This window comes from Aeromonas lacus, assembly GCF_000764665.1.
Classification (GTDB): Bacteria; Pseudomonadota; Gammaproteobacteria; order Enterobacterales; family Aeromonadaceae; genus Aeromonas; species Aeromonas lacus.
Genome location: NZ_JRGM01000041.1, coordinates 1 through 23,041, shown reverse-complemented (window position 1 = coordinate 23,041; position 23,041 = coordinate 1). Strand labels below are relative to the sequence as shown.

The following is a 23,041-nucleotide window of genomic DNA, read 5'->3' as shown; positions in this document are numbered from 1 at the left end:
CATCATGAGAACAGATGGTGACTGATGATAAACAGGCCACCAGAGAGCAGCATGGTAAGCGGCAGGGTCAGCACCCATGCCATCAGGATGGTCTTGATGGTCTGGCTTTGCAGGCCTGATTTGTTGGCCACCATGGTACCCGCTACCGCAGAGGAGAGGATATGGGTGGTGGATACCGGCATGCCGGTCAAACTAGCCACACCGATTGAAGTAGCCGCAGTGATCTGGGCAGCGATGCCCTGACTGTAGGTCATGCCAGTGGTACCGATCTTCTCGCCCACGGTATGGACGATACGACGCCAGCCCACCATGGTACCGCAACCCAGCGCCAGTGCGATGGAGACGATAACCCAGGTCGGAGCATATTCAGCGGTCGCGGTCAGATCCTTGCGCCATTTGGCCAGGTCGGTCAGCTCCTTCGCTGGCAGTGGCAGCTTGGCTACCTTGCGAGCAGTATCATCGATACAGAGCAGCAGACGACGCACTTCACGCCGATCGGTCAGGCTCATCTCTTCATAGGTACGTACAGCACCAAGACGGGAATCCAGAGTGTTCATTGCCTGCAGCACGCTGTCTGCGGAACAGTGAGTCATCAGCTCTTCTTGCACAGTAGAAGCTGAGTTGAAATTGATAACACCACTCACCGCATCCTGATTGCGCTTGTAGATCTCCATGATGCGCTGGTTGGCATCCTGGGTGCGGTCCAGATCGTAAGAGCGGCTATTCATGTCCAGCGCGAAGTAGGCTGGCGCCATGCAGATGAGTACCAGCATGACCAGACCGATACCCTTCTGGCCATCGTTGGAGCCGTGCACAAAGCTGACACCCATCGCAGAAGCAACCAGAGTGAGGCGAGCCCAGAATGGCGGGTGCTTCTTGCCATCAACAAGTTGACGCTCTTCCGGGGTCTTGTGGATCTTGTTGCTGGTCCAGATTCGTTTCATAACCAGCAGCAGCAGCGCTGCCACGATGAAACCGATGGTGGGGGAGATGATCAGGGAGAGCATGATGTCAATCGCCTTGCTCACGTTGATCCCTTCAGTCACCGGCTTGTGGCTGATCCAGGCATAGGCACCGCCAACCCCCAGAATGGAACCGATCAAGGTATGTGAGCTGGAGGCCGGTATCCCGAAGAACCAGGTACCCAGATTCCACACGATGGCGGAAAAGAGCAGCGAGAAGACCATGATCAACCCTTGGGTGGAATCCATCCCAAGCAGCAGGTCGATGGGCAGCAGATGGACGATGGCATAGGCCACACCCAGACCACCAAACATGACACCGAAAAAGTTGAAGATCCCTGAAGCCACAACCGCCAGGTGAGCGGGCATCGCTTTGGTGTAGATAACCGTTGCTACCGCGTTGGCGGTATCGTGAAAGCCATTGATGAATTCATAGGCAAGCACAAAAAAAACGGCCAATACCAAACCGATTGACCACCACAAACCCAAACCACTAAACATTTCAAACATAAAAAAAAGCCTGTTTATGAGTTGCGGCGGATTATGCCAGATGGCGGCCAACACCATAGCCATCCGTGAAATATTTCAGCCATAAAAAAAAAGAGCTTTTTGGTAAAAAATATCTTACAGCCAGTAACCATGCGGCTTGCCAGAGATTAATTAAAGCGAGCAGTTGTTGCCAGCAAACAACAAAGTTGCTGACAATTCAGCCAACAAACGTCCATTTCAGCCCCCTTTTTCACCCCCACCAGGCATAAAAAAGCATAAAAATATCGTTTGCCAACCATTCTCATCCGACCAGCCAGGAGCCATCCGTATCTTCGCTGCGCCCGCTCGCCTGTAACATAACCAAAAAAAGAGGAGCTACAGCGTAGCTCCTCGTTTTCAATCATGCCTGCGGGCAGCATCAATCCTGGTTGATACGGCTGGCGACAGCACCCTGCTGGCTCTTGTACTTGGCATTTTCCCGCTTGTTGTAGGGACGTGCCGCGACACCGGAGAGCATCTCGAAGTTCAACGCGCCGATCTTCATCTTGGGGCGCAGCGCCAGCGGCAATTTGCCGCCGTTGTAGAACTCCAGCACTATACGGCCAGACCAGCCCGGATCGATACGGTGTGCCGTGACATGCACCATCAGACCGAGACGGGCCAGTGATGAACGGCCGTCGAGCCAGCCGACGATATCTGCCGGCAGGGTGACTGATTCATAGGTCACAGCCAACGCCAGCTGACCCGGGTGCAGATAGAAGGCTTCACCATCCGGGATGTGGATCTCGTCGCTCATTACCCGATCGATGGCATCGGCCATCTCGCTGCTCGGACCGCTCAGGTCGATATAGGGAGCGGTATGATCGCGAAATACCCGAAATTCGTTACCCAGCAGCACATCGACACTGACACCACTGATCCGCTCTACCCCGGGCCGTGGCTCAATGACGATCTTGCCTTCATCCAGATGGCGTTCAATATCGGTATCACACAGACGCATTGGGCGACTCTCCTGACAAATTGTGCTTTTAAAAAAGCCGGGCATCACCCGGCTTGTTTCATCTTAACCAATCAACATGTGACGAATACGCGCCTTGAGCATGTCGATGGCGATGCGGTTCTTGCCGCCACGGGGCACGATCACATCGGCATACTGTTTGGACGGCTCGATAAACTGCAGGAACATCGGACGCACCGTCTTCTGATACTGCTTGAGCACGGAGTCCATGGTCCGGCCACGCTCCTGCACGTCACGCACCAGACGGCGCAGCAAACAGATGTCGAGCGGGGTATCCATAAAGATGGAGGCATCCATCAGATCCCGCAGACGGCTGTCGGTCAGCAGCAGGATCCCTTCCAGAATAATCACCCGGCGCGGCGCAAACGGGGTTACTTCGCTCATCCGGGTATGTTCGGTGTAGGAGTACTGGGGAATGGCGACCGCATCACCTTTGACCAGCTGGCTCAGGTGCTGTACCAGCAGGTCGTGATCCAGCGCGTTGGGGTGGTCATAGTTGGTTTTTACCCGTTCTTCCATGGTTAGGTGGGTCTGATCACGGTAGTAGCAATCTTCGGTGATCACACCAATCTGACCTGCGCCCAGTTCGGCCACCAGCTCTTCATAAATGGTCTGGGCTATAAGACTTTTGCCAGACGCAGATGCGCCCGCAATACCGATGATCACACACGAATGTTGAGTATCAGACATGACAAATACCTAAAAGAGAAGAGCAGTGGGGATGGTTTAAACCGATCCATTATATAAAAAAGGGGGGGTCATGCCCACCCTCAAATCCCCTTCAGGTGACCGACAGCTGATTATTCATCCAGCGCGACAGTGTAAAGCGGGGTCGCAATCGGTTTTGCGCTGAAAAAGAGCTCAGCCCCCACCCTGCGCGCCAGCTTCAAATAAGCCTGAGCCAGGCTGCCTTCCGGCGAACTGAAGACAGTCGGGCAACCATCATCCATGTGCTGGCGGATGTCGATGTGCAGCGGCAGCTGACCAAGCAGCGCCACTTGATACTGCTCTGCCATCTTCTGGCCGCCACCGGTACCGAATAGCGGCTCATGGTGGCCACAGGCGCTGCAGACGTGGTAGCTCATGTTCTCGATGATGCCGAGCACCGGCACATTGACCTTGTGGAACATGGCGATCCCCTTGCGGGCATCGGCCAGCGCCACATCTTGCGGGGTCGTGACGATCACTGCCGCCGAGGTGGGCACCTGCTGGGCCATGGTGAGCTGGATGTCGCCGGTGCCCGGCGGCATGTCCACCACCAGATAATCCACCTCGCCCCAACGGGTCTCATGGAGGATCTGCGCCAGCGCCTTGCTCGCCATCGGGCCGCGCCAGATGGTGGCATCCTGCTCGGAGACCAGATAGCCGATGCTGTTGCTCTTGAGGCCACATGCCATCACCGGCTCCATCAGCTTGCCGTCATGACTGACCGGGCGCTCCTTGAGGGTGCCCATCATGGTGGGGATGGAGGGGCCATAAATATCGGCATCGAGGATGGCAACCCGCGCCCCCTCCTTTTTCAGGGCCAGCGCCAGGTTGACCGCCGTGGTGGACTTGCCCACCCCGCCCTTGCCGGAAGCAACGACGATGATGTTGCGGATCCCCTGCACGGCATTAAGCCCCTGCGCCCGCGGCATACTGGCAACATCGATCGAAAGTTGCCAGTCGATACGGGAGGCGCCAGTGGCAGCGCGCAATCTGGCATCGAACTCCTCCTTGAGGGTATCGAGCAGCGACAGCGCGGCAAAGGGCAACACCAGGCGGATAGAGAGACTTTGATCCTTGCTGATGACGTCGCGCACAAATCCGGCACCGACCAGATCCTTGCTCCAGCCTGCCGGCTTAAATTCGGCAAGGATCTGTTTTACTGAATCAATCACCATTAACTCCTCATTATCTTGTCATTATCTTGAGGTGAACGGTTACCGCACACAAATCAGTGGCTTGCCTGCGGTACAGATGGTGTATCCGGCCAAGCCCGGCACAGCCACAACCCTAGGCAGGCTACCCCCAATTCGGGTAACATGCACGGCACTCTATCATCCCAACAAGCACATCAAGAACGTAATATGGCAACTGATCCTCGTAAAATGCTGGTAACCTGCGCCCTCCCCTATGCCAATGGCTCCATTCACCTTGGCCACATGCTGGAACATATCCAGGCCGATATCTGGGTTCGTTATCAGCGAATGCGCGGTCATCAGGTGCACTTCATCTGTGCCGATGATGCCCACGGCACCCCGATCATGCTCAAGGCACAGCAGATGGGGATCACCCCGGAAGAGATGATTGCTGCGGTCTCCAAGGAGCACCAGGCCGATTTCGCCGGGTTCAACATCAGCTTTGACAACTATCACTCCACCCACAGCGACGAAAACCGCGAGCTGGCGGAGCTGATCTACGGCCGCCTGAAAAATGGTGGCTTTATCAAGAGCCGCACCATCTCCCAGCTGTTCGATCCGGAAAAATCGATGTTCCTGCCGGACCGTTTCGTCAAGGGTACCTGCCCCAAGTGCAAGTCTCCGGAGCAGTATGGCGACAACTGTGACAGCTGCGGCGCCACCTACAGCCCGACTGAGCTGATCGATCCGAAATCTGCCGTCTCCGGTGCCACTCCAGTGATGAAGGACTCCGAGCACTTCTTCTTCGACCTGCCGCAGTTTGAAAAATGGCTGGCAGAGTGGGTACGCGGCTCCGGCGCCATCCAGGAAGAGATGGCCAACAAGATGCAGGAGTGGTTTGAAAGCGGCCTGCAGCAGTGGGACATCACCCGTGATGCCCCCTACTTCGGTTTTGAAATTCCGGGCGCGCCGGGCAAGTACTTCTACGTCTGGCTCGATGCCCCTATCGGTTACATGGCTTCTTTCAAGAACCTGTGCAACAAGCGTGGCGACATCGACTTTGACAGCTACTGGAAAGCGGACTCCGACGCCGAGCTCTACCACTTCATCGGCAAGGACATCGCCTACTTCCACTGCCTGTTCTGGCCGTCCATGCTGGAAGGCGCCAACTTCCGCAAGCCGACCAAGGTCAACGTGCACGGCTATGTGACCGTCAACGGCGCCAAGATGTCCAAGTCCAAGGGTACCTTCATCAAGGCATCCACCTACCTGAACCACCTGGATCCGGAGTGCCTGCGTTACTACTACGCCGCCAAGCTCAACAGCCGCATCGACGATCTGGACTTGAACCTCGAAGATTTCGTGCAGCGCGTCAACGCTGACGTGGTCAACAAGCTGGTCAACCTCGCCTCCCGCAACGCCGGCTTTATCGCCAAGCGTTTTGGCGGCAAGCTGGCGGCAACCTGCGCCGAACCCGAACTCTACGCCGAGTTCGCCAACGCCCGCACCACCATCGCCGAGGCTTATGAGAGCCGCGAGTTCAGCCGTGCCATCCGCGAAATCATGGCGCTGGCCGACAAGGCTAACCGCTATGTGGACGACAAGGCTCCCTGGGTCATCGCCAAGCAGGAAGGGGCCGATGCCGAGCTGCAAGCGGTTTGCTCTGTCGGCATCAACCTGTTCCGCGTGCTGATGGCCTACCTCAAGCCCGTCATGCCGCTGCTGGCCGAGCGTGCCGAAGCTTTCCTGGCCGAAACCCTCAGCTGGGATGGCATCGAAATGCCGCTGGTTAATCACACCGTTGCGCCGTTCAAGGCCCTCTTCTCACGCATCGAGCCGGCCAAGATTGAAGCCATGATCGAGGCATCCAAGGAAGACTTGGCCAAGGAGCAGGCACCGAAAGTGAGCGGCCCGCTGGCTGATGACCCCATCAGCGAAACCATCACCTATGACGACTTCGCTAAGATTGACCTGCGCGTAGCGCTGATCAAGAAGGCCGAAGCGGTACCGGAGGCCGAGAAGCTGCTCAAGCTGCAACTGGATATCGGCGGCGAGACCCGTCAGGTGTTTGCCGGCATCAAGTCCGCCTACAACCCGGAAGATCTGGAAGGCAAGCTGACCGTGATGGTAGCCAACCTGGCGCCGCGCAAAATGCGTTTCGGCATGTCCGAAGGCATGGTGCTGGCTGCAGGCCCGGGCGGCAAGGATCTCTGGATCCTGGAGCCGCAGGAAGGCGCCCAGCCAGGTATGCGCGTCAAGTAAGCGCATCGACCCGATAAAAAAGAGGCCTGTGGGCCTCTTTTTTCTTTTACTCCCTGCAACTCTGCGGATTGCTCCCATTGAGCATCCAGCAGGATGGTTAGAGCGGGCTATCCAACATCGCCACCTTGAGCCCCACCAGTTCCGCCTGCTGGTAATCGAGGCGGCGCAATCGCGTCACTATCTTGCGCTTGAGTTTCTGCCTCACTCTGCGCTGCCGCTTGTTTCCTTTCAGGGCTCGCCGCCACTGCCGCCAATCCTGCAACTGGCCGAGTTGCTCCTGCCAATGACTAAAGGCGCTGACCCACTCCGCCTCCCCCGCCCCCAGCTCCAGCAGCAACTCGGCGCCGTAGCGCGCCTGTTTTATCTCAAGGCGCAGATGATGCCAGCGACGCAGCTGCTGGCGATGGGAGACGTTGCCGACTTGGTTCTCATCAAGTCGGCTCAATGCCGCATCGAGGCGTCGGGCAAGGTGGCGCCGGTAGTGACGAGCCAGCCCTGAGCTATCGGGAATTTGCTCTAATTCATCCAGCCAGCGGGCAAGCAAGCCCGAAAAAAGGGGAACCGTCACCTTGGGCAAGACGATTGTGGAAGACGCGCCAAAACGCGCGGTGTAAACCTGTGCATCGCGCAGGGCCGAGAGTCGGCCAATGGCGCGCTGCAGCCGTCGCTCCAGTTTTAGGTGGCAAAGGCCGGGTCGCCACAATGCGAGCAGCGCCTGCATGCGGCGCGCAGCGATGCGGTAACCATGGACATGGGGTTCACGCGCGAGCGGCATGGCGGTAGCTGGCAACCAGTACCCGGGCCTGCGCCAGCAAGGGATCACGCGTATCAGCAGTCATGATGTCCCCGGCAGATCAGTTGGTATGAAAGCCCTGGCCGCTCGGCGGCAGCGCCTCTTCATACTCCATCCGGGTCACCCTTGCAGTGCGCGGGCCATGTTCCAGCCAGCCCAGCATCATCTGTACACCCTGCGTCGGCCCGCTGATGAGGATCTCCACCGACCCATCCTCCAGGTTGTAGGCATGGCCGCGCAGCCCCAGCTGCAAGGCACGCTCGCGGGTGAAGTAGCGAAATCCGACCCCTTGTACCTGCCCCCACACCCGAATGACAAACGATTGCTCTCCCATTTCTCACACCTTCTGCTTAAGAAAAAAATTCCCGAGACGATAATGTGCCCGACACTCTATCTCTGCAGGATGCAGCTCCATTATGAAAGAAGTTAAATTCCGGTGGGTTGACCGCTATCTCATTCACCTCACCATCAGTGAAAAATTCCACATCGCCTTCTGGCTTCCCCTGCTGATCATCGCCTTTCTCAGCTGGTATCTGCTGGCAAACAGCCACGAACAGGAGATAAAGCTCAAGGTTGAACAGTTGCAACAGCGGGTCGAGACCACCGCACAACTGGTCAGCCAGCAGCCAACTCTCAATCTGCCGGCCGATCTGCGCCTCCAACCACAAGGGGTGAGCGGACTCGAGCAGCAGGACGACCGCTACCGCTTCACCGCACCAGCGGGTCAGGCTGGCTATGTCACCGGCGAGTTCGATGCAAGCACGTCCTCGATGTGGGATGATCAGGGCACCACGCTCACCATGATTGGAGCGCAGGCAGCCCTGATGGCAATGGTGATCCACTACATGATGACCTTTGTCTCCGGCGCCCTGTACTCCACCAACAAGGCGCTGCAAACCGTGGCAGACGGGGATCTCACCTTCCGCCTCAACTTCTTCCCGGTGCGGGACGAGTTCTCCACCCTGGCGGGCAGCATCGACCGCTTTACCGACCGCCAGCATCAGATCGTCAAACTGGTGGAAGAGTCTGCCGAGGCGCTGACCATGGCCGCCGACGAGTTTCGCGACCACGCCAGTGAAGGCGAAAACATGGCGCGCGCCCAGCGCCAGCACATGGATTCGTTGGCCACCGCCATGGAGCAGATGTCTGCCGCCATTCGCGAAGTGGCGCGCAATGCCAACGACACCCTGCAGCAGACCCGTCAATCGAGCGAAGAAGCGACCAATGGCGCCAACCGGGTGGCCCGTACCATAGAGGCGATCCGCACCCTGGCCGACGAGATTGGCAATGCCTCCGGCGCGGTCGAGCGCCTGACTCATAATGCCAATCGCATCAACGAGGTGGTAAGCGTCATCAACGCCATCTCCCAGCAGACCAACCTCTTGGCCCTTAACGCCGCCATCGAAGCGGCCCGCGCCGGTGAGCAGGGGCGCGGCTTTGCGGTGGTGGCCGACGAGGTGCGCACCCTCGCCAGCCGCACCCAGCAGGCAACGGTCGAGATCCAGAAGATGATTGAAGAGCTGCAAGCCGGCACCGGGGCGCTGAACGACATCATGGAGAAAACCGTAGGTCGCGCGGCCAACAGCCAGCAACTCATCAGCGAGGTGGGGCTCGATATCGAAAAGCTGAGCAATCACAGCGATGCGGTGCTGGAGATGAGCACCCAGATCGCCACCTCGAGCGAAGAGCAGAGCTCGGTGGCCGCCGAGATCACCCACAATCTGGATCAGGTACGCCATGAAGCGGCGCAGGTGGAGGCCTCCGCCAGCGCCTCGGTGGCTGGCACGCAAGGGCTCAAGGCCACCGCCAGCGAGCTGACCCGGGCACTCAAGGGGATCAGGATCTGATCTGTCAGTCACCTCCGGTTCGGGCACGCTGATGCACCGGGCCGTTTGAGTTTTACCTGCGGGCCACATAGAATGTGGCCCCTTTTCTTTTGACCATCTGGCAAACATCCATGAGCGCTTCCATCTATCTCGTCAAAGGCCGCGAAAAATCCCTGCTGCGTCGCCACCCCTGGATCTTCTCCAAGGGGATCGAGCGGGTTCAGGGCAACCCCATTGACGGCGATACCGTCGAGATCTTCACCCATGACGGCAAATGGCTCGCTCGTGGCGCCTGGTCGGGCAGCTCCCAGATCCGTGCCCGGGTCTGGACCTTCGACAAGGATGAGACCATCGATCTCGACTTCTTCATGCGTCGCCTTAAATACGCGCAAGAGTCCCGTGACGGGCTCATCAAGCGTCAGGGGCTCACCGGTTATCGCCTCTGCGCTGCCGAATCCGACGGCCTGCCGGGTCTGACCATCGACCGCTACGCCGATTTTCTGGTGTGTCAAATTCTCTCCGCCGGGGCCGAGTTCCAGCGCGAGCTGATAACACAAGCACTGCGTACCCTCTACCCTGAGTGCAGCATCTATGAGCGCTCCGATGTGGCTGTACGTAAGAAGGAAGGGCTGAAAGAGCGCACTGGCGTCATCTATGGCGAGACCCCGAACGAGCCGGTAGTCATCGAGGAGAATGGCGGCGTCAAGATCCTGGTGGATATTCGCAACGGCCACAAAACCGGTTTCTATCTGGATCAGCGTGACAACCGTCAAGCTGCCGCCAAGTACACCGAAGGCAAGCGCGTCCTCAACTGCTTCTGCTACACCGGCGGTTTTGGGGTCTATGCCCTCAAGGGCGGCGCCAAGGAAGTGGTCAACGTCGATCTCTCCCAGAATGCGCTGGATATCGCCCGCCAGAACGCCGAGCTGAACGGGTTGGATACCAGCAACACCCAGTTCGTCCGTCACGACGTGTTCAAGCTGCTGCGTGAATACCGCGAGAAGGGCGAGAAGTTCGATGTCATCGTGCTGGATCCCCCCAAGTTTGCCGAGAGCAAGGCCCAGCTGCTGGGCGCCTGCCGCGGCTACAAGGACATCAACATGCTGGCGTTCCAACTGCTGGCGCCGGGTGGCGTGCTGTTGACCTACTCCTGCTCCGGCCTGATGGAGCAGAGCCTGTTCCAGAAGATCGTCGCCGATGCGGCGCTCGATGCCGGTCGCGATGCCCAGATCCTGGAGCTGCTCTCCCAGGCCTCCGATCACCCCATCGGTACCGCCTATCCGGAAGGCTTCTACCTCAAGGGTCTGGTGGTACGCGCCCGCTGATCGGCAACCACCCACCTCTTGTGATCAATCAGGCCCCTTGCGGGCCTGATTGTTTTGCTTAACGCCTATAGACCTGACCCTCGCCCCGATGACCACCCTATCTGCTTTATTGGGGTTCTCTCTCCTCCTTTTCCCTCCCTGCATCCCACGCCTGCATTTGTTTAAATTTGTTTGCACAAGAACTGCACATTTATGATTTAAATCACACCCGTATGACTCTCTTTTCCGTAGTGTGATCCCGCCTGCGGCAACCAAGCTGGGGCAACCGTCCTATCAGAATTGATGGACGGTACAACAACAAAAGTCGATGTCAGGCCAAGCTGAACATCACAAGGGATCCCGTTATGAATCAATCATTGCCGCTGTTAACGCCGCTACGGGGCATCGCTGCCCTGATGGTGGTGCTGTTTCATGCCCGCTTACTGCTCTTTCCCCAGTGGATGGAGTCGATCGCAGGCCACACCCAACTCATCGAGAACGGCTACCTCTGGGTCGATCTGTTCTTTATTTTGAGCGGCGTGGTGCTGGCCCATGTCTATGGCGAGGCCTTCACCCGTACGCCCCGCACCGTGGGCTATGGCCGCTTTCTCTGGCTGCGGCTGACCCGCGTCTACCCCCTCTATCTGGTGACCCTGCTGCTGCTGGTCGGCTGGGAGCTTTACAAGGCGCAGCACGGGGTGGGCTTCTACGCCGGCCCCTTGTTCAAGATGTGGGAGTGGGAAGGGATGCCCCCCTTCGGCTCCCCCTTCACCCCGGCCGAGGCGCTGCCGAGCGCCTTCCTGCTGCTACAGGTGGTGACCGATCACGGGCTGACCTGGAACTTCGCCGCCTGGTCGCTGAGCGTAGAGTGGATCAGCTACCTGCTGTTCCCGCTGCTTATTCCCCTCGCAGTCACCCGCAGTCGCTGGAGCCATCTCGCCCCCCTGCTGGCGCTGACGGTGCTGGCCTTTATCGTGCACAGTCGCGGCACCCTGGATGTCACCAGCGGCGCCTTGGCGGTGGGGCGCGGGGTGAGTGAATTTGTGCTTGGCCTCTGGCTGCTGCCGAGGGTCAAGGCCGCAAAAGGCTTGCCCATGATGCAGCGAGATCTGCCGCTGCTGGTCGCCTTTGTGCTGCCCTTTGCGCTGATGCAGTTCACCATGACGCCGCAGCTGACACTGCTGCTGATCGCCTCCTACGTGCTGCTGATCTGGATTGCCGCCTGCCAAGGCGATCGCCAAAGCCCGCTGCTGCACCTCCTGGATAACCGCTTCACCAACTGGCTGGGGGATCTCTCCTACTCCATCTACCTGCTCCATGCGCTGGTGCTGCTCACCGGCTGCGAGCTCATCCACTATCTGGCACCGGGGCTCACCGAGTGGTGGTATGGCCAAACTAACCCGCTGCTGGGGGTAATGGCCACCTTGCTGATGATGGCGGTACTGATCGGGCTCTCGGCGCTGAGCTACAACCTGCTGGAGCGACCACTGCAACGGCGCCTGCGCCGCTGGGGCAAGGCTCGCCAGCCGGTGCTGGAGCAAGCCGGCTAACCCGTTTTCGCCCGCTGATTGCCCCGCAGAGGTTAGGCCAACCTCTGCGGGCAAATCCGCGAGTGCTCTCCCCCTGCCGATAACTGAGTAGCTCATGCCAGCGCCCTCCTCCCTTACCCTCCACCCGCCAATCCCCTTCGCTTTGTATGAATTCCTGTTCGAACCGGAGGGGGCATTTGTGGCATAATGCCCTGTCCTGTGGCCCTTGGCGGGGCTGTGTTGGCGCATCTGTCGCCTCTTTTTCCCCGTCCTACCCGGCAGCCCTGCGTGACTGCCTGACATCACTGCTTCCAGAAGCAGCCAAGGCCACCTATTTTTGCGGCTCTTTACATGACGGTAGATGGCCGCGCATTGACCAAGATGGCTCCCGCAGAGCCTCTGCACACGGTGCACAAACAAGGGGTAAGTATGTCTTCCATTCGTCTGACCCAATACAGCCACGGCGCTGGCTGTGGCTGCAAAATCTCTCCCAAGGTGCTCGACACCATTCTCAAGAGCCAGATCCCGGGCTTCAACGACCCGACCCTGATCGTTGGCAACAGCAGCAAGGATGACGCGGCCGTGGTCGATATCGGCAACGGTCAGGGCATTGTCTCCACCACCGACTTCTTCATGCCCATCGTCGATGACCCCTTCACCTTTGGCCGCATTGCCGCCACCAATGCCATCAGCGATATCTACGCCATGGGTGGCAAGCCCATCGTTGCCATCGCCATCCTCGGCTGGCCCATCAATACCCTGGCACCGGAAGTGGCCCAACAGGTGATCGACGGCGGCCGTCAGGTGTGCCACGAAGCGGGCATTTCGCTGGCCGGTGGTCACAGTATCGATGCCCCCGAGCCAATCTTTGGCCTTGCGGTCACCGGTATTGTGCCCCTTGACGCCATCAAGCAGAACGATACCGCCAAGGTGGGTGACACCCTCTATCTGACCAAGCCCCTCGGTATCGGCATCCTCACCACCGCCCAGAAGAAGGGCAAGCTGAAGCCTGAGCACGAGCAGCTGGCCCCCAACGCCATGTGCACCCTCAACAAGATCGGCCAGCGCTTTGCCGAGCTACCGGGTGTCCACGCCATGACCGACGTCACCGGTTTTGGTCTGGCGGGCCATCTGCTGGAGATGTGTGAAGGCTCTGGCGTCAGCGCCAGCCTCGACTTCAAGGCGCTGCCGCTGCTTGATGAGGTGGATTACTACCTCTCCGAGGGCTGCGTCCCGGGCGGCACCCTGCGCAATCACGACTCCTACGGCCACAAGCTGGATGCCATGGACGATCGCACCCGCAACATCATGTGCGATCCGCAAACCAGCGGCGGCCTGCTGGTCGCCGTTGGGAAAGAGAGCGAAGCCGAGCTGCTCGCCATCGCGCGCGAAGCTGGCCTTGCGCTCTCGCCCATCGGCCAGATCAAGCCCCTTGAGGGCTCACGCTTTATCGAGATTGTCCAATGAGTGAATTGCCACTGGCCACGGACTACGCCCAACTCTTTTTGGACGATGTGCCGTTGATTGATGTGCGCGCCCCCATCGAGTTCAAGGAGGGGGCCTTCCCCTGCTCGACCAATCTGCCCTTGATGACAGACGATGAGCGCGCCCAGGTGGGGACCTGCTTCAAGAAGCAGGGTCAGGCCGCCGCCATTGAGCTTGGACACAAGCTGGTGGGGGGAGCAGTACGTGCCGAGCGACTCGAAGGCTGGCTGGCGCAGTTGCGCCAGCAGCCCGATGCCGTGCTCTACTGCTTTCGCGGCGGCCTGCGCTCGCAAACAGTACAACAGTGGCTGGCTGAAGCGGGGGTGACTCGCCCCCGCGTCGCCGGTGGCTACAAGGAGCTGCGCCGTTTCCTGATCGACACCCAGGACAAGGCCTCTGCCGAGTGTCACTGGAGCGTGCTGACCGGCATGACCGGCTCCGGCAAGACCCACATGCTCGATCTGGTGACCCAGGCGGTGGATCTGGAGGGGCATGCCCATCACAGGGGCTCCTCCTTCGGTCAGCTGCCCGGCGGCCAGCCCAGCAACATCAACTTTGAAAACAACCTCGCCATCGAGCTGCTCAAGCGCCGCCATCGCGGCGAGCAGACCTTCGTGGTCGAGGATGAGAGCCGGCTGATTGGCCGCTGCTGCCTGCCCCTCTCCCTCCATGAGGCCATGAGTCAGGCACCGCTGGTGGTGGTGGACGTTCCGCAAATCGATCGGGCCGAGCAGATCCGTGAAGATTACGTGCACGATCTCTGGCTGCGCTATCAAGCCTTGTATGGCCTGGAAGCTGGCTGGCCGCTGTTTGCCGCCTACCTCACCGATGCGCTGGCCCGCCTCAAGCGCCGTCTTGGCGATCAGGCCCACCGTGAGCTGGATGCCCTGATGCAGACCGCCCTCACCGAGCAGGAAAAGAGCGGCGATACCGCGCTGCATCTGGCCTGGATCACGTTGCTGCTGACCCGCTACTACGACCCCATGTATCTCTATCAGCTTGGCAACAAGCAGGAGCGCATCGTGTTTCGCGGTGACAAGCAAGCCTGTCTCGACTATTTCGCCGAGCAGCATGCCAGCGCGCTGCGCGGCTGACCCATCCCAAGAGAGGAACTCTATGTTGAAATTCGAGGTGATCCCGGTCACCCAGTTCGCCCAGAACTGCTCCCTCATCTGGTGTGACGAGACCCATCAGGCGGCCCTGATCGATCCGGGCGGCGAAGCGGACAAGCTGCTGGCCGCCATCGCCAAGCGCGGCCTGACCCTGACCCACATCCTGCTGACCCACGGTCATCTTGATCACGTCGGTGCCGCCGCCGAGTTGCGGGAAAAAACCGGCGTCGCCATCACCGGCCCCCATAAGGAAGACGCCTTCTGGCTCGACATGCTACCCCAGCAGAGCCAGATGTTCGGCTTCGCCCATACCCCCGCGTTCACGCCGGATCGCTGGCTTGAGCAGGGTGACAAGGTGCAGCTTGGCCAGTGCGAGCTAGATGTCTACTTCTGCCCCGGCCACACCCCGGGCCATATCGTGCTGCTCTCCCAAGCCGAGCAGCTCGCCTGGGTTGGCGACGTGCTCTTTGCCGGCAGCATCGGCCGCACCGACTTCCCCCGTGGCGATCACGCGACCCTGATTAAGTCGATCACCGAGACCCTGCTGCCGCTGGGTGACGAGATCGTCTTTATCCCGGGCCACGGCCCCAGCTCCACCTTCGGCCGCGAGAAGGCGAGCAACCCCTACCTGACCCAGCCTATCTGGTGATCAAAAAAGGCAGCGATGTTCCGCTGCCTTTTCTCAATCCCCACTTGTTCCTGCTGAATGTAGCAAAGTGATCATCTGGCCAGATCGGCTGACCCATTCTTGCCTCTTCCTGAATGCCCCCCAATAAAAAATCCCCACCCGAGGGTGAGGATTGATTCATAGGTGCAACAATAAGTGCGCTTATTGTTCCAAAAGGTGACCGACCAGCTCATGGCGCCACCCTTGCAGCAGCATAGGTTTGTCGGCACGAGCACGCTCCGCATCTCCCATCCGCCAGCTCCAGGTGAAGTACTGGTGGATGATCTTCTTGCTGGCAATCAGCTCGGGTGGAATGTTGCTCGCTTTGGCCTTCTCCTCCACCAGCGCCTTGATCCGCTTGAGCTCGCCCTTGTACTGGGGATAGTCCACCAGCCGGCGAATGGGCTCGGGCCAGCTGTCGGGATCGCTCTGCTGCGCCCTGGCGACGATATCGAGCATCCGCTTGCCGTGGATCTTGATCTCGATGGGCGAGAGGCCGAGCTCGTTGAGATCGCGCAGGGAAGCGGCACGGCGCTCCGCTACCTTGAACAGGTGCAGCTCTTTGACCACAAAGTTCAGAGCCAGATCGCGGCGCACCGCCTCCTGCTGGCGCCAGGCGGCCAGCTCGCGCAGAATGGCGAGCTCGCGGCGACCCAATTGCCAGGCGTTGACGATTTCAAGATAAGCCTGACGGGGATCGCTGCCCTGGGTCTTGCGGGCGGAGTGGCTGTGGCACTCCTGCTCGAACCAGGCAAACTTGCCGCTTTCACGCAATTTGGCCATCACCTTCTCGTAGAGCGGCATCAGGTAGAAGACGTCAGCCGCCGCGTATTCAAGCTGGCGCGGGGTCAGCGGGCGAGCCAGCCAGTCGGTACGGGCCTGATCCTTCTCCAGCTCCACGCCGAGGAACTCCTTGACCAGCGCGCCGAAACCGACCGATACGCCGTGGCCGAGGAACGCGGCAGCCAGCTGGGTGTCGTGCATCTGGTTGGGTAGATGGCCAGCCTGATGCTGGATCAGCTCCAGATCTTCACCGGAGGCATGCAAAATGGCGATCTGCCCTGCCCGGCCAAGCCGCTGCCAGAGCGGAGCCAGATCGAGAGTGAGCGGGTCGAGCAGCGCCAGTTGCTGGCCGTCGTAGATCTGAAACAGGCCAAGCTGGGGATAATAGGTGCGGGTGCGAACGAATTCAGTATCGATAGCCAGGGGAACGTCGGCCAGAGAAGCGAGATACTGCTCAAGTTCGGCTTGCTGAGTGATAAGTTGATATTGCATCTGTGCCTGCGCGGTTGATCAGGGCCAAAAAGAAAAAACCGTGGGATGACCCACGGTTTTGCATCACTGCGACACACCAGAAAGCTAGGTGCAGCGCCTTACTGCTTGGCAATCTCCTCGTCACGCAGTACGCGGCGCAGGATCTTGCCCACATTGGTCTTGGGAAGTTCGTCACGAAATTCTACCAGTTTCGGCACCTTATAGGCAGTCAGATGTTTGCGGCAGTGGGCAATAATCTCGTCCTCCTGCAGCTTTGGATCTTTCTTGACCACAAAGATCTTCACCAGCTCGCCGGAGACCTTGTGCGGCACGCCGACTGCGGCCACCTCCAGCACTTTCGGATGAAGTGCCACCACATCTTCGATCTCGTTTGGATAGACGTTGAAGCCGGAGACCAGGATCATGTCCTTCTTGCGATCGACGATCTTGAAGAAGCCCTGCTCGTCGCACACGGCGATATCACCGGTACAGAGCCAGCCATCCTGCATCACCTCGGCAGTGGCCTCTGGGCGCTGCCAGTAGCCGACCATCACCTGCGGGCCACGCACCTGCATTTCACCCGGGGTACCGAAATCGTGGATCACCTGACCGTTGTCATCCACCAGACGGATATCGGTGGAGCAGACCGGCAGGCCGATGGAGCCGTTGTAATCGCTCAGATCATAGGGGCAGACGCTCACCAGCGGCGAGCACTCGGTCAGGCCGTAACCTTCCAGCAGCGGGGTACCGGTCAGTTTCTTCCACTGCTCCGCCACCGCGCGTTGTACCGCCATGCCGCCACCGATGGTGAGCTTGAGCTTGTCAAAGGCGATGCTCTGGAACTCGGCATTGTTGACCAGGGCGTTGAACAGGGTGTTGACGCCGGTGATGCAGGTGAAGGGGTACTTCTTGATCTCTTTGACAAAACCCGGGATATCGCGCGGGTTGCTGATGAGCAGGTTGTAACCGCCCAGGCGCATAAACAGCAGGCAGTTCACAGTCAGCGCAAAGACGTGATAGAGCGGCAGCGCGGTGACCACGAACTCCTTGCCCCGCTCCAGCATGGGGCCATAGACGCCGAGGCACTGCTCGACGTTGGCAATCATGTTGCGGTGAGTCAGCATGGCCCCCTTGGAGAGACCGGTAGTACCGCCGGTGTACTGCAGGAAGGCGAGATCTTCGCAGGCGATCTCCGGCTTGATGTACTGCTGATAACGCCCTTTGGCCAGCGCCTGGCGCATGGTGGTGGCGTGCGGCAGGTTGTATTTGGGTACCAGCTTCTTGACGTATTTCACCACGAAGTTGACCAGGGTGCCCTTGGCCAGACCCAGGTTGTCCCCCATGCGGGTCAGGATGACGTGCTTGACCGGGGTGTCGTAGACCACTTTTTCCAGGGTATGGGCGAAGTTGGAAACGATGACGATGGCCTTGGTGCCGGAGTCCTTGAGCTGGTGCTCCAGCTCGCGCGGAGTATAGAGCGGGTTGACGTTGACCACGATCATGCCGGCACGCAGGATGCCAAACACGGCGATGGGGTATTGCAACAGGTTCGGCATCATCACCGCGACCCGATCACCCTTCTCCAGCTTCAGCTCGTTTTGCAGGTAGGCAGCAAAGGCGCGGGACTGCTCTTCCAGTCGGCGGTAGGTGATGGTCTGCCCCATGTTGACGAAAGCGGGCTGGTCGGCGAACTGGCTCACTGAGGATTCAAACATCTCGACCAGCGAGCTGAACTGCTCCGGATTGATCTCGGCGGGGACCCCTTGTGGATAACGCTTGAGCCAAACTTTTTCCACGAACTTCTCCTGCATAACTAGCACCTGTGCGCTCACTCTGTTGCCTCCGTCCCTGTTCACATCGATTTCAATCAACTGTTTTAAGCACGTACTCTAATGCCGCCCATATTTACACAGCGCAACATCAATTAACAGCAAATTAACAACGGAAAAATGTGAGGGGGATGACAAACCTGGAATTATAGAAAGCCGGTGATTCTACCGAACTTGACAAAAATTTACGATACAAACGGCGGTTGCTGCGCCATTTTCCATATGAAAATGGTGATTTCCCGGCAAAATCACCTGCTCTATCTGCCTGAAGGCCCCCTGTCGCAACTGCCACTGTGCCTCCAGCTCGGCAAATCCCTGTTCACCTCGGATAAAGAGCACCGGGCAGCAGATTGCCTTGATCAGCGCCTGCGCCTGTCCCTCGCTCATCCGAAGCGGCGAGAGATCTCGCAAGCGGGGATCGCTGCGCCACTGCCAGCGCTCTGCCCGCTCCTCAAGTTGCCGCTCGCAAATAAGGCGTGCCGCCTCTGGCGTTATCTCTGCCACCTTGCAACGCGCCGCGACCGCTTCATCGATGGAGGCAAAGCCAGCCGCACTTCGCTCGCGGGTGCGGCTGCGATTGAGGATCGACCGTCTTATCTGGGCGGGAACCGCCTCGTCAGGTTGCGTGAGCGGCCCGAGCCCCTCCAGCAGAATGAGCCGCTCTATCTGTTCGGGGAAAACGCCGGCATAAGCAGAAGCAATGAGGGCGCCAAGGGAGTGACCCAGCAGGACAAAACGGGACCAGCCTGCGGCCTGGGTGATCTGGTAGAGATCGTCGAGCCAGTCGACAAAGACATAGGGCGTAGTTTTGTGATCGGAGTGACCATGCCCCGGTAGATCGACACACACCAGATGAAAATCATCGAGATACGGGGCAAGAGGCAGGAAACTGGCGCCATTGTCGAGCCAGCCATGCAGGGCTATCAACAGGGGCTTTTGTGGCAACTCGGGAGCCGCTTGCCGGTTCTCGAGCAAGGCCACCCGGCGGCCATCCACCAGGGTGACGAAACGCTCTTGCATCGGGGTACTCAATGCCTGCTCCTAGCGATGGAGTGGCCGTCTTGGCCAGAAGGGATCGTAAAAGGGGTCGTAGAAGTAGGGATCCACGTAGCGAACCTCCACCTCCTTGACCGGCGGCCACAACTTGCTGCCCGTCACATTGAGCACCGAGAAGCGATAGTTGTGCTCGCCAATCTGACTATCCACCGGTTTGCCGATGGTGCCGAGCACCGTCAGGCTTCGCCCCTTGGCATAGAGGGTCGGGTCAACAAAGCCATTCATGATGGCCAGAAAACGACCCGGGCTCTGCTCGGTCTGCTCCGGTACGCCGTTGGCCTGCAGCGGCAGATAGACCACCTCGATGACGCTCTGATCCGCCTTGTTGTGCACCGCGGAAATGATGCCGCTCCAGCGGGCAGGCTTGCCTTCCATACCACCGAGGGCCGGCTGATAGGCCACCAGCTGGTTCTCCGGTTGATAGACCAGCTCCTTGGGCACCGAACTGCAGGCCCCGAGCAGCAGGGCTGTCGCCCCAATCAACATCACACGCTTCAACATGTCACTCTCCTCTCGCCGAACGGCCCCAAGGCCACGACACAGCCCCGTTGCAGGGCGAGTCTCGGTGGCAAAGGCGACATGAAAGCCATGGCGCCTTTGCCCTTATTCGCGACCCGGCAGCTTTTTCCAGGTCACCTTGTCACGCAAATATACCGGGGTCGCCTGCTCGACCGCTACCGCTTCACCCGCCAGCCAAGCAGTGCGGGCCAGCGGCAACATGTCTTCTGCGGCCGGGAAACGCACCTGGCTGACCACCAGCTCGTCGGCAAGGCCCTTGAGGGTCTCACCATAGGTCTCAAAACCGGTGCCGACACAAGTAAAGCGGCCAGAGTGCTTGCCACGGGCTTCCACCAGCGCGGCCGGGCCACTCACCACCTCTTCACCCACCAGCTGGATACGACCATCGATCAGCTCGTAGTGACCGAAATAGACCTCGTCCATGCGTGCATCGATGGCGGTCAGCACCCGCTCGGCCCCTTCCAGCCGATGAGCCCCTTGCGCCATGGCAGCCAGGGTAGAGATGCCAATCAGCGGCACGCCAGCACCAAACGCCAGCCCTTGTGCGACGCCGATACCGATCCGCACCCCGGTAAAAGAACCCGGACCACGGCCAAAGGCGATGGCATCGAGCTTGTCCAAGGTTATTCCCGCTTCGTCCAACAGAGCCTGAACCATCGGCAGGATCTTGCGGGTGTGATCCCGTGGCGCCTCCTCCCAACGGGAGAATACCTTGTCACCCACCAGCAAGGCGGCGGAGCAGGCTTCGGTGGCGGTATCAACGGCCAGGATCTTCAACTCGTTCATGCTTTCCAATCTCTATAAAATCAGTCAATTACATAACCGGCAAGCAAGATATGCTCGCCCGTTGTTCAAATCGTTTGTTAGCGACAATCCCCCGCCTGAACGGCCGCAATAGGCCACATGTCAGACGGGTTTATTCAACCCCGGTCAAAAAAATTGCCTAGCGTCGCCAGCTCCCGGGTTCGCGGAATAGCGGGCAGACTCTTGATGAAGGTGGCACCGTAGGGTTTGTTGACCATGCGTGGATCACAGATAACCAGTACGCCGTGATCACTGCGATCACGAATAAGCCGCCCTACCCCCTGCTTAAGGGCAATCACCGCCTTGGGCAGCTGAAGTTCGGCAAAGGGATCGCCGCCCTTTAACTTGCAATCCTCCACCCGTGCCTTGAGCTGAGGATCATCGGGGCTCGCAAAGGGAAGCTTGTCGATGATAACACAGGAGAGCGCAGCGCCTCGCACGTCGATCCCTTCCCAGAAGCTGCTGGTCGCCACCAGCACGGCGCGGCCATTCTCGACAAACTCCTTGAGCAGCCGTTGCTTGTTGTCCTCCCCCTGCAGCAGCACGGTACGGCCAATCTCCCGACGCAGCACCTCGGCCACCTGACGCATCACCTGATGACTGGTACAGAGGAAGAAACAGCCACCCGGCGTCTTGTTGATCAGCGGGATCATCAGATTGGCCAACTGCTCGCCACGGCCAAAGGCGTTGGGCTCGGGCAGGAAACGCGGCACGCAGAGCCGCGCCTGCTCGCCATAGTCAAACGGACTGTCGAGGATAAGCTCGGCGCTGCCTGCCAGCCCCAGCTCGGCCTTGAAGTGATCAAAGCGCATATCAACCGTCAGGGTGGCGGAGGTAAAGACCCAGGCTACCTCGGGGCGCAGTACCTCGGCGCCAAAGCGTTCGGCCACCGAGAGCGGCGTCAAATTGAGGGTAAAGTGCAGCCGCGAGCAATCATACCAGTAGGAGAATCCGGTCTGATTGACCGCCAGCACCTCACCAAGGCGAGTGCGCAGCTCACTGATCCGCTCGAAGGCGTGATCCAGCTGTTCACCGCGCCCGAGCGCCAGCTTCAGCACCTCATAGCAGAGCCCGATGGCATCGTTGAGGCGAGCCAGAGCCTGGCCCCAGAGCGGCTGGCGCAGCATATCGCGGGTATTGCCGCGACCACCATCCACGCCAAAGGCGAGCCGCAGATCCTGACTGGCGATGGCGAGCCTGTCGGCCGCCTTGCCGAGCTGGGCAATGTCGTGGGCCTCGGCCCGATAGGCAAGCTGGATATCCTGTGCCAGATCCAGAATGGTGCGGCTGCCCACCGACTTGCCAAAGTAGCTGGTGGCGATCTCTGGCAGCTGGTGGGCTTCATCAAAGACATAGACCTGAGCTTCCGGCACCAGCTCGCCAAATCCGGTATCTTTTACCGCCATATCGGCGAAGAAGAGGTGATGGTTGATCACCACCACCTGGGCATCCATGGCGCGGCGACGGGCTACCACCAGATGGCAGTCGTCGTAATAGGGGCAATCCCGACCGAGGCAGTTTTCATTAGTGCTGGTGACGTGAGCCAGGATCTCGGCGTTCTCCTGCAGCCCCGGAATATCCCCCACATCGCCGTTATCGGTAGCGGTAGACCAAGACTTTACCTTTACCAGATCATTGAGCACTTCCGGCTTTTGCAGATGGGATTCGCTCAAGAGCCGGTTCATCCGCTCGATGCAGAGATAGTTGCTGCGCCCCTTGAGCAGGGCCACCGGCGGGGTATAGGAGAGCGCCGCCGTGATGGTGGGCAGGTCGCGGTAAAAGAGTTGCTCCTGCAGGTTTTTGGAGCCGGTGCTGATCACGATCCGTTTGCCAGATTCCAGCGCCGGTACCAGATAGGCGTAGGTCTTGCCGGTACCGGTCCCCGCCTCCACCAACAGACGGCCACCACTTTTGATGGCGCGTGCGACCGCTTCGGCCATCTCCAATTGGGGAGCGCGGGCTTTGAAACCGTCGATATGGCTGGCCAAAGGGCCATCTGGCTTGAACAGGGTCTGGATGGTCAAAGGGGCGTCCCGCGGTCAAAGCGGCCATTATGCCAAAAGTGCGGCAAAAGCGGGACAGATAATCTGCTCAGACGAACAGATCGATCTGGTGGTCGGGATCCGGCTTGTGATCACTCTCTTCCACCTTCTGCTGATCGTGCTTTTTCTGGCTATAAGCCTGCTGGCGCTGCTGGGAGTCACTGTTGTCAGTGCTGGTCTTGCGCAGCTGATGCTTCTTGCTGATCTGGTTCACTTCCCGCTTGATCTCTTCGTTACCGGGGGTGGCGG

At 59.3% G+C, this 23,041-nt stretch carries 20 protein-coding genes; 7 read left to right on the top strand and 13 right to left on the bottom strand.

The window, feature by feature from the left end:
* Nucleotides 1-2: 2 nt before the first annotated feature.
* The 4 genes from LG31_RS0106405 to apbC form a co-directional block, all read right to left on the bottom strand.
* On the bottom strand, nucleotides 3-1,472 hold the full coding sequence (locus LG31_RS0106405; protein WP_033113655.1) for an inorganic phosphate transporter: 1,470 nt from the start codon (nucleotides 1,470-1,472) through the stop codon (nucleotides 3-5).
* 397 nt (nucleotides 1,473-1,869) lie between these two features.
* Nucleotides 1,870-2,451: a dCTP deaminase gene (dcd, locus tag LG31_RS0106400; protein WP_005336719.1), complete on the bottom strand. Its 582-nt coding sequence runs from the start codon at nucleotides 2,449-2,451 to the stop codon at nucleotides 1,870-1,872.
* Nucleotides 2,452-2,514: 63 nt separating this feature from the next.
* Complete coding sequence (gene udk / locus LG31_RS0106395) at nucleotides 2,515-3,159, bottom strand: uridine kinase (RefSeq protein ID WP_005345570.1); 645 nt, start codon at nucleotides 3,157-3,159, stop codon at nucleotides 2,515-2,517.
* Between the two features lie 110 nt (nucleotides 3,160-3,269).
* A complete protein-coding gene (gene apbC / locus LG31_RS0106390; RefSeq protein WP_033113654.1) occupies nucleotides 3,270-4,352 on the bottom strand; it encodes an iron-sulfur cluster carrier protein ApbC in 1,083 nt (360 codons plus the stop codon).
* Nucleotides 4,353-4,538: 186 nt separating this feature from the next.
* Between apbC and metG the strand changes: the two genes are divergently transcribed.
* Nucleotides 4,539-6,572: a methionine--tRNA ligase gene (gene metG, locus LG31_RS0106385; RefSeq protein WP_033113653.1), complete on the top strand. Its 2,034-nt coding sequence runs from the start codon at nucleotides 4,539-4,541 to the stop codon at nucleotides 6,570-6,572.
* A 97-nt stretch (nucleotides 6,573-6,669) separates the two neighbouring features.
* Here the strand turns inward: metG and LG31_RS0106380 are convergent, their stop codons facing one another.
* Nucleotides 6,670-7,347: a CHAD domain-containing protein gene (locus tag LG31_RS0106380; protein WP_238567485.1), complete on the bottom strand. Its 678-nt coding sequence runs from the start codon at nucleotides 7,345-7,347 to the stop codon at nucleotides 6,670-6,672.
* Between the two features lie 79 nt (nucleotides 7,348-7,426).
* A complete protein-coding gene (locus LG31_RS0106375) occupies nucleotides 7,427-7,699 on the bottom strand; it encodes an acylphosphatase (RefSeq protein ID WP_033113652.1) in 273 nt (90 codons plus the stop codon).
* An 82-nt stretch (nucleotides 7,700-7,781) separates the two neighbouring features.
* Here LG31_RS0106375 and LG31_RS0106370 point away from each other — a divergent pair, with 82 nt between their 5' ends.
* From LG31_RS0106370 to LG31_RS0106345, 6 genes are all read left to right on the top strand, one after another.
* On the top strand, nucleotides 7,782-9,212 hold the full coding sequence (locus LG31_RS0106370) for a methyl-accepting chemotaxis protein (RefSeq protein ID WP_033113651.1): 1,431 nt from the start codon (nucleotides 7,782-7,784) through the stop codon (nucleotides 9,210-9,212).
* 110 nt (nucleotides 9,213-9,322) lie between these two features.
* Entirely contained in the window at nucleotides 9,323-10,516 is a 1,194-nt protein-coding gene (locus LG31_RS0106365; RefSeq protein WP_033113650.1) for a class I SAM-dependent methyltransferase, read from the top strand.
* A 344-nt stretch (nucleotides 10,517-10,860) separates the two neighbouring features.
* Nucleotides 10,861-12,045 (top strand): acyltransferase family protein, encoded by a 1,185-nt coding sequence (locus LG31_RS0106360; RefSeq protein WP_033113649.1) that lies wholly within the window; start codon nucleotides 10,861-10,863, stop codon nucleotides 12,043-12,045.
* Between the two features lie 408 nt (nucleotides 12,046-12,453).
* Nucleotides 12,454-13,491: a selenide, water dikinase SelD gene (selD, locus tag LG31_RS0106355; protein WP_033113648.1), complete on the top strand. Its 1,038-nt coding sequence runs from the start codon at nucleotides 12,454-12,456 to the stop codon at nucleotides 13,489-13,491.
* Complete coding sequence (mnmH, locus tag LG31_RS0106350) at nucleotides 13,488-14,603, top strand: tRNA 2-selenouridine(34) synthase MnmH (protein WP_033113647.1); 1,116 nt, start codon at nucleotides 13,488-13,490, stop codon at nucleotides 14,601-14,603. Before selD ends, mnmH begins: the two co-directional genes overlap by 4 nt.
* Before the next feature lie 22 nt (nucleotides 14,604-14,625).
* Nucleotides 14,626-15,270 (top strand): MBL fold metallo-hydrolase, encoded by a 645-nt coding sequence (locus tag LG31_RS0106345; protein ID WP_033113646.1) that lies wholly within the window; start codon nucleotides 14,626-14,628, stop codon nucleotides 15,268-15,270.
* 180 nt (nucleotides 15,271-15,450) lie between these two features.
* On the opposite strand, the gene rnd is transcribed toward LG31_RS0106345, so the two are convergent.
* The 7 genes from rnd to LG31_RS0106310 form a co-directional block, all read right to left on the bottom strand.
* Nucleotides 15,451-16,563 carry a ribonuclease D gene (gene rnd / locus LG31_RS0106340; RefSeq protein ID WP_033113645.1) on the bottom strand — a complete coding sequence of 371 codons (1,113 nt, stop codon included), beginning with the start codon at nucleotides 16,561-16,563 and terminating at the stop codon, nucleotides 15,451-15,453.
* 98 nt (nucleotides 16,564-16,661) lie between these two features.
* Nucleotides 16,662-18,338, bottom strand: a complete 1,677-nt coding sequence (gene fadD / locus LG31_RS0106335) for a long-chain-fatty-acid--CoA ligase FadD (protein ID WP_152598316.1) — start codon at nucleotides 18,336-18,338, stop codon at nucleotides 16,662-16,664.
* 198 nt (nucleotides 18,339-18,536) lie between these two features.
* On the bottom strand, nucleotides 18,537-19,403 hold the full coding sequence (locus LG31_RS0106330; protein ID WP_033113643.1) for an alpha/beta fold hydrolase: 867 nt from the start codon (nucleotides 19,401-19,403) through the stop codon (nucleotides 18,537-18,539).
* Nucleotides 19,404-19,412: 9 nt separating this feature from the next.
* Nucleotides 19,413-19,928 (bottom strand): Slp family lipoprotein, encoded by a 516-nt coding sequence (locus tag LG31_RS0106325; protein ID WP_033113642.1) that lies wholly within the window; start codon nucleotides 19,926-19,928, stop codon nucleotides 19,413-19,415.
* 102 nt (nucleotides 19,929-20,030) lie between these two features.
* Nucleotides 20,031-20,732: a tRNA (adenosine(37)-N6)-threonylcarbamoyltransferase complex dimerization subunit type 1 TsaB gene (gene tsaB, locus LG31_RS0106320; protein WP_033113641.1), complete on the bottom strand. Its 702-nt coding sequence runs from the start codon at nucleotides 20,730-20,732 to the stop codon at nucleotides 20,031-20,033.
* Between the two features lie 134 nt (nucleotides 20,733-20,866).
* Nucleotides 20,867-22,774, bottom strand: coding sequence for a DNA repair helicase YoaA (locus tag LG31_RS0106315; RefSeq protein WP_033113640.1), 1,908 nt, complete (start codon nucleotides 22,772-22,774; stop codon nucleotides 20,867-20,869).
* 67 nt (nucleotides 22,775-22,841) lie between these two features.
* On the bottom strand, nucleotides 22,842-23,041 hold a 200-nt coding region (locus LG31_RS0106310), incomplete at its 5' end, for a hypothetical protein (protein WP_033113639.1).